The following is a 13743-nucleotide window of genomic DNA, read 5'->3' as shown; positions in this document are numbered from 1 at the left end:
ACTGACAAACAGTACAGCCACTGGTAGTGTTTTTTTATATTGCAACAAAAGATAAAACAGTGAAAAAGCGTGTTAACGCGCTGCGTTTAACTCCCGCCCACTGTTCCTCGCGTTAAAAATTCTGTGACGGTCTCCAGCATTCCTGGCGGAAAGGATTCCATTCTTCATTTCTATGAGCAAACTTTAGCTATTCTTACCAAACATACTTTCGGGAGACTCTACAGATGATGTCAACGCTTGCCCCGCCATCTGTACTTTCTGCTCCCCAGCGCCGCTGCCATGTGCTGCTGACGCTGTTCCAGCCGGGGCAAATCGCGACCACCCAGACATTTAGCGCCCTCAATGGCGTCGAAGACGATGTGGTCCGCGAGGATATCATCGGCGCGGGGATTGAAATCCAGCGTTATCATCGCCTTACTATAATTGCCACGCAGAATGGTGGCTACCAGATCGAAGGATCGGCACTCAATCAACGATTGTGCTTTCTGCACTGGCTACGACGCGGCCTGCGGCTGTGCCCGGGCTTTATCACCGGGCAGTTCACACCAGCGTTAAAAATGCAGCTCAAACAACGCGGCATCGCCCGCACGCTGTATGACGACACCAATCTGCATGCGCTCATCAACCTCTGTTCCCGGCGACTGCAAAAGCCGTTTGAATGCCGGGATGTCCAGTTTCTGCGCCTGTTTTTACAGTACAGCCTGCTGCAACATCACGCCGGGCTCCACCCGGAGTTTAACCCGCTACAACAGCGCTGGGCGCAATCCTGCGCCGAGTATGCGCTCGCCGAAGAAATCGGTCGTCACTGGCAGCGCCGTGTGATGCAAAGTGCGCCACCGGGCGAGTCGCTGTTTATGGCGCTGCTGTTCTCGATGATCCGCATCCCCGATCCCATTCGCGATAACCATCAGCAGGACCGCCGCCTGCGTCTGGCCATTGCCCGACTGGTGCTACGTTTTCGCGAGAGCGGCAACGTCCGCTTCAGCGACGAACAAGGATTGAACGACCAGTTGTACGTGCATCTTGCTCAGGCGTTGAACCGTAGCGTGTTCGCGATTGGCATTGATAACACCCTGCCGGAGGAGTTCAGTCGGCTCTATCCCCGGCTGGTGCGCACCACGCGAGAAGCGCTCAAGGGATTTGAAGCGGAATACGAGGTGCATTTTTCTGAAGAAGAAGCGGGGCTGGTCGCCGTCATTTTTGGCGCATGGCTGATGCAGGAAAAAGATCTGCACGAGAAGCAAATCATTCTGCTGACGGGCAATAATGAACGACTGGAGACGCATATTGAGCAGCAATTGCGTGAGCTGACCCTGCTGCCGCTGAACGTAAAACATATGCCGATGCAGGACTTTCAGAAACAGGGCTCGCCGCGTGGCGTGGCGCTGATTATTACCCCGTACACCACGCCGCTACCGCTGTTTTCACCGCCGTTGATTCATGCGGATCTGTCGCTTACGCTGCATCAGCAGCAGCAGATCCGCAAAATCCTCGAATCATAACACCGGTGATTGCGCCGTCACTTTAGGCCGCAAGACGATGGCGGGCAGCGCCACCAGCGCCATAACCCAGAATACACCGCTGCCCATATTCTGGTACAGGTAACCAGCGAACACGGTCATAATGGCAATACTGCCGCCCATCGCAATGGCGGAATAGACCGCCTGCAAACGAATCACTTCGCTGCTCTGGCGTGCGGCAATGTAGCGCATAGCCGCCAGGTGACACACGGTAAACGTACCGCAATGCAGGATTTGCACCACGATAAGCCACGGCAGCTCGGTGCTCCAGCCCATCAACCCCCAGCGCACCACGCCACACACGGCGGAGAGCAGCAACAGATCGCGGGCGCTAAAGCGGCGGAACAGCTTGTGGCTGAGTGCGAAGATAATCACTTCCGCGACCACACCCAGTGACCATAAATAGCCCACCGCTGACGCCGAATATCCGGCAGACTGCCAGTAAATAGCGCTGAAACCATAATAGGCGGCGTGCGCCCCTTGCAGCAGGCTCACGCAGGCAAGAAAGCGCCAGCTCTGCATAACCAGCTGACGCCATGCTGGCCATCCGGTACTCTCCTGCTGGCGAACTTCTCCCGCAGGCTGCACGCTCGGGCGGATCATCATACCCAGCAGCATTGACGCCAACGCCAGTGACAGCAGCACCAGGATCACCCGATAGTCATACAGGGTCACCAGCTTACCGGTCAGCGCCGAGCCAATCACAAAGGCCACAGACCCCCACAACCGCACCCGGCCATAGTCCATGGTGATTTGCTTTTGCCAGGTATTCGCCAGCGCATCCGTCAGCGGCACCAGCGGCGAGAAGAACAGGTTAAACCCGACCATCACCACCATCAGCCACGCCACATGCGTCCCCGCCCAGAAGGCCAGCGCAAACACCAGCGTCAGCAGCGCTAAAATGCGTAAAGCGGAAATCAGACGAGAGGGATCGCTCACGCGCGGCGCAATCAACAAACTGCCGAGAAAACGGGCAATCAACCCCGCGCCTAACAGCAGGCCGATGGTTTCAGGCGTCAGCCCCAACCCTTCGAGCCACACGCTCCAGAAAGGCAGAAAAATCCCGTAGCTAAAAAAGTAGGTGAAATAACCGAGCGCCAGCCAGCGCGTGGAGTGCAAAACCATGATTCCCTCCCGTTTGGAGGCGATAGTCTGGCGATAAACCCCGGCTGGCGCAAGCGAGTATTAACAGGCAGATAACATGATAATTGCCCTATTCTACGCGAATTTGCAGCGCAAAATGGCACTGTTCTCCCTGCGCTAAAAGGCGTAACCCCGGCTGGCCCGGCATGTGGTGGGCATTCACCGGATGCGTCTGCGGTTCGAGGCAAAGGAACTCCTCACCCGACATTCTGAACAGCATAAGCCACGGAGTTTGCGCCAAAATCGTGAGCTTCATCACATCTCGTTGAATGACCGCCTGCCCGCCCCAGCCGGAATACCCCACGTTCAGCCAAGCGTCCTCGCCATACTGTGCGCGAGTGAAATCAGCCGCTGGTGGGATATCGTGCTGCCAGGGTAACGGCAGGTGTTGCGCCCCTTCCGGCCAGTAGCCGCTGGCAGAAAACTGCGCCGTACTGCGCGCATCAAAGGCAAAAAACGGATGGAAGCCACAGCCGTACAACATCGGTCGTTCACCGCTGTGGGTGAGGGTCAACGAGGCATGCAGGCTGGACGCTTCCAGTTGATAGCACAGCTGCGCCGTATAGTCGTAACCGCACGGATGCCAGCCGCGTAAGCGCAGCAAACAGCCGCTTTGAGTCGCATTCACCACCTCCCAGCGCCGCAGCCAGCCGTCACCGTGTAAGAAGAATTTATCGTCCGCCTCATGCTGCGGCAAAACCACCTCTTCCCCCCGCAGCAGAAAGCGATTATCTGCCACCCGGTTAGCCAGCGGTAACATGGGGAACAGGCCGCAATCCCCCGGTTGTTTCCCCTGGCCCTCACGTAAAACCGGTTGTTGATGTTGTAACGACACCAGACTCAACAGCGACCCGCCCTGAGGGTCAACGCACATCCGAAGATGTGCGTTTTGTAGCATCAAAAGGTTGTCCATTACCGGGCGCTACGTGGTTGGGCCGAAGGGCTGGCTTTGCTATGCTGCGCCGCCAGCTGTTCTTCCAGCGCTTCCAGGGTGACGCCCTTGGTTTCCGGCACATAGCGCAGAACGTAAACATAACCCATGGCACAAATCACACCGTACAGCAGGAAGCTCCCGGCCGCACCCAGGCTGGCATTGAGCAGCGGGAAGGTGTAGGTCAGCAGGAAACAGGCAATCCACAGTGCCAGCGTACCCAGCGACATCGCCAGACCACGCACGCGGTTAGGGAAAATTTCCGACAGAAGCACCCAGGTCACCGGGGCCAGCGTCAGGGCGTAAATAGCGATTGCCGCCAACACCAGTACCAACACCGGCCATCCCATAATGCCCAAGCCGTAGGCACTGGCGATCAGCACATAGATAACGGTCAGCCCCGATGCGCCAAACAGCATCAGTTTGCGACGGCCAATTTTGTCCACCAGCGGCAGAGCGGCAAGGGTGAAGACCAGATTAATGATCCCCGTCGCCACGATCGATTTTAACGTACCGTTGATATCGAACCCGGCGGAGGCAAAGATCTCCTGCGCATAGTTGAAGATCACGTTGATTCCACACCACTGCTGGAATACGGCCAGCACCATACCAATAATCACGATCGGTTTGATCTGCGGTTGCAGCAGCGTAGACCAGGCGACCTTGTGATTATCTTTTTGCAGCGTGTGTTCAATCTCCTTCAGGGTTTGCTCTGCATACGCTGTACTGCCAATCCGTTGCAGCATGGCGCGTGCGCGCTCAGGTTTCCCGGCCTTCACCAACCAGCGCGGAGATTCCGGCACAAAGAACATCAGTACAAGAAACGCCAGTGCGGGGAATAACTCGGCACCGAACATCCAACGCCAGCCCGTCTGACCGTTCCAGCTTTCCACAATCGCCTGCAGGGTCGCGCCAGTGGCAACGGGTTCAGCAATCATCAGATTGATAAGCTGCGCCGCCAGCACGCCAATCACGATGGTCAGTTGGTTAACGGCAACAAAACGACCGCGCTTTTCAGCCGGGCTGACTTCAGCGATGTACAGTGGACTCAGCGCCGACGCCAGACCAATCCCCACCCCGCCGACGATACGATAGACAATAAACATATCGAAATTGCTGGCCACGGCGGTGCCCCAGGCAGAGGCACTGAAGAGTATCGCAGAGAGGATCAGCGGCATTTTTCGACCAAACTTGTCGGCACACCAGCCGGAGATCAGCGCACCAAAAATACAGCCGACCAGCGCCGAGCTCATCGCCCAGCCGGACTGCGCCGGATCGGTAATCGAGAAATACGCCTCATAGAAGGGTTTTGCCCCACCAATCACTACCCAGTCATAGCCAAACAGTAAACCACCGCAGGCCGCAACCAGGCAGATAGTCCAGACATAGCCAATCTTTAAATGTGTCTGCGCGTTATTCATTATCATTCCTCTTTCAGGGAAACGCAGGGAACAGAAGGTTTCAGGTGGGGTTGCCCCCACCCGATCAGGGTGTTACTGGAAAAGCGATATGTTGATGGCGTGACGCAGCAGCAAGGCTTTGTCGTGCGCCGGATGACGTTGCAATAGCGCATCAAGGTCATGCTGGCAGGCAGGCAGATTGCCCAACCCCAGGTGCCCAAGCGCGTTGATGAACAGACAGTGTTGCTGATGTTTCTCGTGTGCAGAGGTATCCAACACCACTAAATCAGGCAGCGATACGGCAAAGAAATCGACGTCCGGTACCTGGTCATGCTGCGTATCAACCCACTGCAGGAAGCTGTGGAACAGCGTGTCCGCTTGCGCGGTGTCCCCCATCGCTTTCAACGCCATGCCTTGCCAGAACAGATAGTCCACCGGCTGGTCGTTGTAATAACGTCCGGCGTCAAGCGAACTACCGCCCCGCGTTGCCCGCACAAAATAGCGCTGGGCCTCGTCATGGTGTCCCTGCTGCTGTGCGCAATGGCCCAGCAAATACCAGATGTCATTATCCGTTTGTCCGGGTAAACGTCCTTCGCCGAGGTTCTGCGGGTAGTGCAGCGCCTGTTGCAGCAAGACGATGGCAGCCGGGAAATCGTTGATGTGAATAGCGGCCAGTGCCCGATGCAGTTGATTGAGCAGATACTGCCCGGTGGCTTTGCCTTCACCGCCTTCCCACGGGTGGAACACGCGTTCGTTGAGCACGGCCGCCGCGGCATCATAGTGACCCACGCCATTCCATAAACTGAGCAGTTCTACCGTCAGGTCATCACGATGGAAAACCACCTCCTTGCTGGCTTCCAGCCTTGCCAAACGCTGTTTAGCCGGTTGTGCCAGAAGTTTATTGAGGTAGTCGAGCTCAAACAGGAAGCGCGCATTTTTCGGCTCCAGCGCCACGGCCTGCGACAGATAACGCTCTGCCAGTTGAGCATCATGCTGCTTGTTCCAGGCATAAATCCCCAGCAATCGGTGTACCGGGGCAAAATCCGGCTCCTGCTCAAGCGTGAATTGCCAGCAGGAGACCGCCTCGTCATAACGTCGTTTGCTATACCAGAAACAGCCGAGCAAATAGCGGGCAAACGCGCTATGCGCCAGCGTTTGTAGCATCTGCACTTCATCCAGCGTATTGGGGAATCGCACACGGTTTTGCAGACACTCGCGAGCGCGTATGATGAAAGACTGAGGGTTATCACTGAGTGAAGCCCGCCACAACATCGGCAGCGTTTCCTGGCTGTCGAGCAGTTCCAGCACATCGCGCGCCGCATCTTGCTGCCCCAAAGAAGTCAGCCAACCCGCCAGCTCGCAGGCATTGGTACCACGTCGCCCGGTAACGGACAGCAGTGCGGCGGCTGAATCTTCGTCCTGGCCGATAGCCCAGCGCGCATAGTGCAGGGTGTAACTCAGCGGATAGTCAGCCAGCTGTTGGCGAATATATTCCAGCGCCTGCTCGCTGCGATCAAGCTTCGCCAGCACCAACGCTTTCAGCCCCATCGCCAGGTTATTACTGCCGTTGAAACGCAGACTCTGATCGACCTTCTCCAGCGCACCAGCATAGTCTGCACGCTTCATTGCCAGACGAGCCAGCGACCAGAAGGCGGCATCGCGACAGTTACCGCTCCAGCTTGCCTTGTAGTAACTCTCCCACGCACCGTCATTATCACCCTGACGTTCCAGAGCGGCGGCCAGCAGCATGCTCGCCTCGCCATCACGCGGATTTTTATTGAGTTTATGCGCGCGTTCAAGCGCCGCACGCGCACAGTGCTCGGCCAATGCCCAGTCCGCCCGGTTTAGCGCCAGCGTTCCCAGCGCCACATTATTGCGGTAATCCAGCGGATCAACCTCCAGCGCGCGGCGATAATAATCCTCTGCATAACGGCTGGCGTGATTGTATTGTTCCAGATGCTGACCAATAAAATAGAGTTCATCGGTATTGGACAGCGCCTCTGGCAGTGCCGGCGCAACGGCGGCCGAAGGCAGCGGTAATTCTTCGGCAATGTGCTCTTCGTATTGCAGCAGCGACGAGCCATCCGCGTGGGTCACGGCTATGGTCACCCGCTCGTGACCGCTATCGGACACCTCAGCCAGCCAGCTTTTCCCCGGCTCAAGGGTCAGAATCTGTTCATAAAACGGTTTCCCATCAGCAGAAAGCGTAACCAACACGTCGTGCAGCGGCGCAATAGCGTAAACGCCAACAGAGAGCTGGCCATTGTCACGCACCAGACGCAGCGCCAGTTGAGTGCTGGCGTTTTGCACCATGCCGAGTTCGCTGTAGGGCAGGAAGTTTTGTACGAAGACTTTCTCTTCGTACGGCGCAAGCCAGGTAAAGTCCGGCTGATTATCAGTAAAGACCCCGGTCATCAGTTCAATATACGGCCCGTTGTCATCGGTCAGGTTGCGATCCCAGGCGACGCCAAACTCACCGTATCCCCAGGTCCACTGTTTTTTCCCTGGCGAAACGTGGTGATCGGCGACATGCAGCAGTCCGCCGCGTTCGCCATGGTGCCACGCGCCGACAAAGTCATAGTTCGATTTTTCAGCCATATAGGAGGTCGGAACCGGCACGTTTTTGTAGCGTGAGATATCCACGCCCGCGGAGTAATTCACTTTGTAATAAGTGCCGGTCGCTATCGGGAACGCGGAAACATCGCGCTTACCATGGTCAAAAACGGCAGTCACATCCGGCGGGAACACGCTCTGATGATCGTCCCCGCCCTTCACCGCAGGATTCGCCCACCATAAGAAATGGCGCGGAGTGGCATTACCGTTAAACACTTTTCCGGTTATCTCAATCAGGGCGCGATCCGGATACAGCGTGAATCCTGTCATCACCTGCAAGCCACGCATCGGCTCAACTTCACCCATCCACACCGTGTATTCGCCCTGCTCGCCCTGCTGTTGAGTAAAATCAACCGGCATAAAGGTGGTGGGACGGTGATGCTGAGGCCAGTTAAACTCAATGCCGCCGGAGATCCACGGCCCGAGCAGGCCCACCAGCGCAGGTTTGACGACTTCGTTGTAGTAGACGAAATCGCGCTGTTGTACTTTGTCATAGGCGCGATGAATACGCCCCCCCAACTCCGGCAGCAGCATGATGCGAATGAAGTCATTCTCCATCCACACCGCTTTGTAGTCGCGCATTTCACGCTTGCCGGTTAGCGTATCAATCACGCCATAGGGATACACCGCACCAGAAGATCCCTGATAAACCCGTTTCTCAAGGAACATTGGGTTAGCGTCTTCCTCGCCTGCCGTCCACGTTGGGAGGGTGATCGTTTCCTGCCAGACCTTCACTGAACCGTACATGCCGCTCTCCACTCAATAAACAAAAGTAAAAATTTAACTTGAGGCTATTCTGCGGCAGTTAAGTGGCGTTAAAATGCGCAATGCTCACGCAATACAGTAAAGGGAGTTAAGTGAATGCAGCGTTCGGGGTTCAACAACGCCAGGGTTCGCCAGGCGAATAAACAGATCTTTTTATCGCACCTGTGGCGGGAAAAGCAGCTCAGCAAATCACAACTGGCACAGCTCACCGGCTTGTCGATCCCGGCGGTCAGCAATATTCTCGAAGAGTTGATGGATGAAGGGCGGATCGACCATTCCCGCGAGACATTAAGCCAGCGCGGTTTGAGCAGCGGCAGCTTTCATTTGCCGGAAAAAGGGGCCTGGACATTATGCATCAACGTCACCCCCACCAGCATCACCAGCCAGTTGGCAGATGCGCGCCTGGTCGCAGTCGGTGACTGGCGGCATGAACTGATCAATCCCGAGACGCCAAAAGCGCTATTGACCGCGTTGGCAGCGCACTGGCGGGAATACCGTCGGCACTATCCTGAGGTCACAATCAACCTCGCGCTGGGCGTTCACGGTCAGGTTGATCCGATTACCGGCGCATCAAAGACCATGCCACAGGCACCGTGGAAAACAGCGGTGGAAATAAAGTATTTGCTGGAAGAAATGCTCGGCGTGCAGGTCCTGCTGGATAATGACTGCGTGATGCTGGCGCTGGCGGAAAAGTGGCAGAACCCGGCGGCGAACGGCGATTTTTGCGTGATTAACGTTGATTACGGCATTGGTTCATCGTTCGTCATCAACGACAACATCTGGCGCGGCAGTTTGTTTGGCAGCGGCCAGATTGGACATACCATAATCAACCCTGACGGCATCGCCTGTGACTGCGGTCGTTACGGCTGTCTGGAAACGGTCGCCTCATTAAGCGCCCTGAAAAAGCAGGCTCGCGTGTGGATGAAATCTCAGCCTGCCCCCCATTACGATCCAGAAACGCTGACCACCGATCAGCTGATTGACGCCTGGCAACAGGGCGATGTCCGTATTCAGGCGTGGGCCGAGCACGCTGCCAGCGCCATTGGCCTGAGTTTATATAACTTTTTGAATATATTAAATATTAACCAGATTTGGTTATACGGTCGCAGCTGTGCCTTTGGCGAAAGCTGGCTCAATACGCTGGTACAGCAAACCGGGTTTAATCCGTTTGATCACGGCGATAGCCCACGTGCCAGAGCCACGCAAATAAGTTTCGGTCAGCTTAATCGCTCGCAGCAGTTGATGGGTATTGGCTATCTGTATGTGGAATCACAGCTTAGCGAACTGTCATGATAATGCCGCCAGGGGCACGGCTAAACGATCCTGCGCCAACGCGATAAAATCCTGCAGGGCGGGCTTCAACTCGCCCTTTTTCCAGGCCATCAGCAACGCAATGGTCGGTATATCACCGGCGATAGGGCGAAAAACCACCTGGCCGGTATTAAAATTATTCATATAACCGGGTATCAAAGTCACCCCCAGCCCCATACCAACCAGGTTCATGGTCACCAGAATATTGGTGGCGACCTGCACAATATTGGGTTGGCTTTCCTGCTGTTGAAACCACGCTTTGACAATCTTCGCCAACGCGCCGGAATAGGCCGGATCGGTACTGACAAAGTTCACGCCGTTCAGCTGCTGGGCTGAAATCGTTTTCTCGCTGGCTAACGGGTGGTTAACTGGCAGTACCACGACCAGCGGCTCATGAATCAGTTCCAGATAGTCGAGTTCCGGGCTGTAAATCGGATGGCGCATTAAGCCAACATCCAGCTCGCCGCGCAGAATTTTCTCTTCCTGCTCAGTGGTTATCAGGCTCACCAGTTCAATATGCGTGTCCGGTTGTTTTAAACGAAACAGCGGCAGAACCTTCGGCAGCAGATTCACCTCCGCGGAAGGGACAAACCCAATCGAGAAATGACAGTCTTCCTGCACCGCCTTACGGGCGCGAATTTTGGCATTTTCTGCCTGTTCAAGGATCGCCAGCGCATCCTGCAAAAAGCACTCCCCTGCTGCCGTCAGCGCGACTTTGCGTTTATCCCGCACCAGCAGCGTCACTCCGACGCAGGCTTCCAAATCGCGGATCTGGCTGCTTAACGACGGCTGAGAGGTATGCAACTTCTCTGCCGCACGGGTGAAATTCAGCGCCTGCGCCACCGCGACGAAATAGCGTAAGTGCCTCAGTTCCATACCCTGCTCCTTGTTATCGAAAAAACGTCTCAGCTGGTAGATATTTACTATTTCACAGATTGATAACTAACCAGCAACATCCTTGGGGTACAAAAAAAGAAGGTCAATACATCTTAGCTTTCGGGATTAAAAAATATGACCACACCCTCAAATTTAGACATCTACTCACTGATCGACACGCAAAATGGTCGCGTAACCCCACGGATTTATACCGACCCCGACATTTACCAACTGGAACTGGAACGCATCTTCGGACGCTGCTGGCTGTTTCTCGCTCACGAAAGTCAGATCCCGAAGCCGGGTGACTTTTTCAATACCTACATGGGCGAGGATGCGGTGGTGGTCGTGCGACAAAAAGACGGCAGCATCAAAGCCTTTCTCAATCAGTGCCGACACCGCGCCATGCGTGTCAGCTACGCCGACTGCGGCAATACCCGCGCTTTTACCTGTCCGTATCACGGTTGGTCTTACGGCATTAACGGCGAGCTGATTGACGTGCCGCTGGAGCCACGCGCCTACCCGCAAGGGCTGTGCAAGTCCCATTGGGGGCTGAACGAAGTGCCCGGCGTCGAGAGCTACAAGGGGCTAATCTTCGGCAACTGGGACACCACCGCGCCTGCGCTGCGTGATTATCTCGGCGACATCGCCTGGTACCTGGACGGCGTGCTGGATCGTCGCGAAGGCGGCACCGAAATCGTTGGCGGCGTACAGAAATGGGTGATCGACTGCAACTGGAAATTCCCCGCTGAGCAGTTCGCCAGCGACCAGTATCACGCGTTGTTCAGCCACGCTTCTGCCGTGCAGGTGCTCGGCGCCAAAGATGACGGCAGCGACAAACGCCTCGGCGATGGGCAAACCGCACGTCCGGTGTGGGAAACCGCCAAAGATGCACTGCAGTTCGGTCAGGATGGGCACGGCAGCGGATTTTTCTTTACTGAAAATCCCGATGCCAACGTCTGGGTCGACGGCGACGTCTCCAGCTACTATCGCGACACCTACGCCGAAGCCGAGCAACGTCTGGGCAAGGTTCGCGCCCTGCGTCTGGCGGGTCATAACAACATTTTCCCGACGCTGTCCTGGCTGAACGGCACCGCCACACTACGCATCTGGCACCCGCGCGGGCCGGATCAGGTCGAAGTGTGGGCGTTCTGTATTGCCGATAAAGCGGCCTCTGATGACGTGAAAGCCGCGTTTGAAAACAGCGCCACGCGCGCCTTCGGCCCCGCCGGTTTTCTTGAACAAGATGATTCAGAAAACTGGTGCGAGATCCAGAAGCTGCTCAAAGGCCACCGCGCTCGGAACAGCCAGCTGTGTCTGGAAATGGGCTTAGGTCAGGAAAAACGTCGTGAAGACGGCATTCCGGGGATCACCAATTACATCTTCTCGGAAACCGCCGCACGCGGGATGTACCAGCGTTGGGCCGATTTGCTAAGCAGCGAAAGCTGGCAGGAAGTGCAGGAAAAAACCACCGCTTACCAGCAGGAGGTAATGAAATGAGCGCGTTAGTTTCTCTGGAACTACATCATCGCATTACCCAGTTTCTCTACCACGAAGCCAGCTTGCTGGATGACTGGAAGTTTCGCGACTGGCTGGCGCAGCTTGACGACGAGATCCGTTACACCATGCGTACGACGGTGAATGCCCAGACTCGCGACCGCCGCAAAGGGGTGCAGCCGCCGACTACCTGGATTTTCAACGACAACAAAGATCAGCTCGAGCGCCGCATTGCACGTCTGGAAACCGGTATGGCCTGGGCAGAAGAGCCGCCGTCGCGCACTCGGCATATGATCAGCAACCTGCAAGTTAGCGAAACCGACGTTCCCGATGTGTTTCGCGTCCGACTGAACTACCTGCTGTCTCGCGCACAAAAAGAGCGGGATGAAACCTTATACGTTGGCATGCGTGTGGACAAAGTACGCCGCTTGCCGGGCGATGAGTGGCGTTTACTGGAGCGTGAGATCGTGCTGGATCAGGCGGTGATCTCCTCCCATAACCTGAGTGTACTGTTCTGATGAATCGTGTATTTGCCTGCCCCGTAGGGGATTTGCCGGAGGGTGAAGCGCTGCGGCTCGACACCTCGCCGGTCATCGCGTTGTTTAACGTTGGCGGTGCGTTTTATGCCATTAACGACCGCTGCAGCCACGGTAATGCCTCGATGTCGGAAGGGTATCTGGAAGACGATGCCACCGTGGAGTGCCCACTGCACGCCGCCAGTTTCTGCCTGAAAACCGGCAAAGCGTTGTGCCTGCCCGCCACCGATCAGCTGATCACCTATGCGGTGCATGTGGAAGGCGGCGAGGTATTTATTGATATGCCTGAGGAGGCCTGATGAGCGATTTGCGCGATAACGTCGTTTTTATTACCGGCGGCGGTTCCGGCCTGGGCCTGGCGCTGGTCGAGCGCTTTATTGAAGAAGGTGCGCGGGTCGCTACACTGGAGCTCTCCGCTGCCAAAGTCGCCTACCTGCGCGAGCGTTTTGGTGAGCATGTGCTGGCGGTGGAGGGGAATGTCACCCGCTACGCCGACTATCAGCGCGCGGTGGATAACATTCTCACACGATACGGTACGCTCGATTGCTTTATCGGCAATGCGGGAATTTGGGATCATAACGCCTCACTGGTAAACACCTCTGCCGAGGCGCTGGAAACCGGCTTTCACGAGTTATTCAATGTCAACGTGCTGGGTTATCTGTTGGGGGCCAAAGCCTGCGCCCCCGCGCTTATCGCCAGCGAAGGCAGCATCATATTTACCCTGTCCAACGCAGCATGGTACCCCGGAGGCGGCGGTCCGCTGTATACCGCCAGCAAGCATGCAGCAACCGGTCTGATTCGCCAGTTAGCCTACGAGCTGGCACCCAAAGTTCGCGTCAACGGCGTGGGGCCATGCGGTATGGCGACCGACCTGCGCGGCCCGCAGGCGCTGGGTCAGAGCGATACATCGATTATGCAGTCGCTAACGCCGGAAAAAATTGCCGCCATTTTGCCACTGCAGTTTTTCCCGGAGCCGGCAGATTTTACCGGCCCGTATGTGATGCTGGCGTCACGGCGCAATAACCGCACGCTGAGCGGCGTGATGATCAATGCCGACGCCGGTCTGGGCATTCGCGGGATTCGTCACGTTGCCGCCGGACTGGATCTCTGAGGAGGCATTATGTACCACAATATCATCGCCATTGTCGGCGGCG

At 56.3% G+C, this 13743-nt stretch carries 11 protein-coding genes; 6 read left to right on the top strand and 5 right to left on the bottom strand.

Annotated features, from left to right (window positions below):
* Positions 1–224: 224 nt before the first annotated feature.
* Positions 225–1502, top strand: coding sequence for a stationary phase inducible protein CsiE (gene csiE, locus FDW95_RS10175; protein WP_115257773.1), 1278 nt, complete (start codon positions 225–227; stop codon positions 1500–1502).
* On the opposite strand, the gene FDW95_RS10170 is transcribed toward csiE, so the two are convergent.
* The 4 genes from FDW95_RS10170 to FDW95_RS10155 form a co-directional block, all read right to left on the bottom strand.
* Positions 1497–2645, bottom strand: coding sequence for a 3-phenylpropionate MFS transporter (locus tag FDW95_RS10170; RefSeq protein ID WP_096756153.1), 1149 nt, complete (start codon positions 2643–2645; stop codon positions 1497–1499). The two genes, csiE and FDW95_RS10170, sit on opposite strands and share 6 nt — an antisense overlap.
* 88 nt (positions 2646–2733) lie before the next feature.
* Complete coding sequence (locus tag FDW95_RS10165; RefSeq protein WP_115257772.1) at positions 2734–3576, bottom strand: aldose 1-epimerase; 843 nt, start codon at positions 3574–3576, stop codon at positions 2734–2736.
* Positions 3576–5015, bottom strand: a complete 1440-nt coding sequence (locus FDW95_RS10160) for a sugar porter family MFS transporter (protein WP_115257771.1) — start codon at positions 5013–5015, stop codon at positions 3576–3578. The genes FDW95_RS10165 and FDW95_RS10160 overlap by 1 nt, the downstream gene beginning before the upstream one ends.
* Before the next feature lie 72 nt (positions 5016–5087).
* Complete coding sequence (locus FDW95_RS10155; protein WP_115257770.1) at positions 5088–8354, bottom strand: DUF5107 domain-containing protein; 3267 nt, start codon at positions 8352–8354, stop codon at positions 5088–5090.
* A 114-nt stretch (positions 8355–8468) separates the two neighbouring features.
* On the opposite strand from FDW95_RS10155, the gene FDW95_RS10150 reads away from it, so the two are divergent.
* Entirely contained in the window at positions 8469–9665 is a 1197-nt protein-coding gene (locus FDW95_RS10150; protein WP_115257769.1) for an ROK family transcriptional regulator, read from the top strand.
* Here FDW95_RS10150 and hcaR read toward each other — a convergent pair.
* The gene (hcaR, locus tag FDW95_RS10145; protein ID WP_115257768.1) at positions 9660–10559 is read right to left on the bottom strand and encodes a DNA-binding transcriptional regulator HcaR; all 900 of its coding nucleotides are present in this window, start codon (positions 10557–10559) and stop codon (positions 9660–9662) included. The two genes, FDW95_RS10150 and hcaR, sit on opposite strands and share 6 nt — an antisense overlap.
* A 135-nt stretch (positions 10560–10694) precedes the next feature.
* Here hcaR and hcaE point away from each other — a divergent pair, with 135 nt between their 5' ends.
* The 4 genes from hcaE to hcaB are packed head-to-tail and all read left to right on the top strand — an operon-like array spanning position 10695 to position 13700.
* The gene (hcaE, locus tag FDW95_RS10140; protein WP_115257767.1) at positions 10695–12056 is read left to right on the top strand and encodes a 3-phenylpropionate/cinnamic acid dioxygenase subunit alpha; all 1362 of its coding nucleotides are present in this window, start codon (positions 10695–10697) and stop codon (positions 12054–12056) included.
* Positions 12053–12571 (top strand): 3-phenylpropionate/cinnamic acid dioxygenase subunit beta, encoded by a 519-nt coding sequence (gene hcaF, locus FDW95_RS10135; RefSeq protein WP_115257766.1) that lies wholly within the window; start codon positions 12053–12055, stop codon positions 12569–12571. Before hcaE ends, hcaF begins: the two co-directional genes overlap by 4 nt.
* The gene (gene hcaC, locus FDW95_RS10130; RefSeq protein ID WP_115257765.1) at positions 12571–12888 is read left to right on the top strand and encodes a 3-phenylpropionate/cinnamic acid dioxygenase ferredoxin subunit; all 318 of its coding nucleotides are present in this window, start codon (positions 12571–12573) and stop codon (positions 12886–12888) included. Before hcaF ends, hcaC begins: the two co-directional genes overlap by 1 nt.
* Positions 12888–13700, top strand: coding sequence for a 3-phenylpropionate-dihydrodiol/cinnamic acid-dihydrodiol dehydrogenase (hcaB, locus tag FDW95_RS10125; RefSeq protein ID WP_115257764.1), 813 nt, complete (start codon positions 12888–12890; stop codon positions 13698–13700). Before hcaC ends, hcaB begins: the two co-directional genes overlap by 1 nt.
* Positions 13701–13743: the final 43 nt, after the last annotated feature.

Source organism: Citrobacter sp. wls718 (assembly GCF_005280945.1).
Taxonomy (GTDB): domain Bacteria; phylum Pseudomonadota; class Gammaproteobacteria; order Enterobacterales; family Enterobacteriaceae; genus Citrobacter; species Citrobacter gillenii.
This window is presented reverse-complemented; position numbering and strand designations above follow the sequence as displayed.

Excerpts from the sequence above, each read along its gene's own strand:
- hcaB (WP_115257764.1), top strand. The coding sequence starts at position 12,888 with ATGAGCGATTTGCGCGATAACGTCGTTTTTATTACCGGCGGCGGTTCC.
- FDW95_RS10150 (WP_115257769.1), top strand. The coding sequence starts at position 8,469 with ATGCAGCGTTCGGGGTTCAACAACGCCAGGGTTCGCCAGGCGAATAAA.
- hcaF (WP_115257766.1), top strand. The coding sequence starts at position 12,053 with ATGAGCGCGTTAGTTTCTCTGGAACTACATCATCGCATTACCCAGTTT.
- FDW95_RS10155 (WP_115257770.1), bottom strand. The coding sequence starts at position 8,354 with ATGTACGGTTCAGTGAAGGTCTGGCAGGAAACGATCACCCTCCCAACG.
- hcaE (WP_115257767.1), top strand. The coding sequence starts at position 10,695 with ATGACCACACCCTCAAATTTAGACATCTACTCACTGATCGACACGCAA.
- hcaR (WP_115257768.1), bottom strand. The coding sequence starts at position 10,559 with ATGGAACTGAGGCACTTACGCTATTTCGTCGCGGTGGCGCAGGCGCTG.
- FDW95_RS10165 (WP_115257772.1), bottom strand. The coding sequence starts at position 3,576 with ATGGACAACCTTTTGATGCTACAAAACGCACATCTTCGGATGTGCGTT.
- hcaC (WP_115257765.1), top strand. The coding sequence starts at position 12,571 with ATGAATCGTGTATTTGCCTGCCCCGTAGGGGATTTGCCGGAGGGTGAA.
- FDW95_RS10170 (WP_096756153.1), bottom strand. The coding sequence starts at position 2,645 with ATGGTTTTGCACTCCACGCGCTGGCTGGCGCTCGGTTATTTCACCTAC.
- csiE (WP_115257773.1), top strand. The coding sequence starts at position 225 with ATGATGTCAACGCTTGCCCCGCCATCTGTACTTTCTGCTCCCCAGCGC.
- FDW95_RS10160 (WP_115257771.1), bottom strand. The coding sequence starts at position 5,015 with ATGAATAACGCGCAGACACATTTAAAGATTGGCTATGTCTGGACTATC.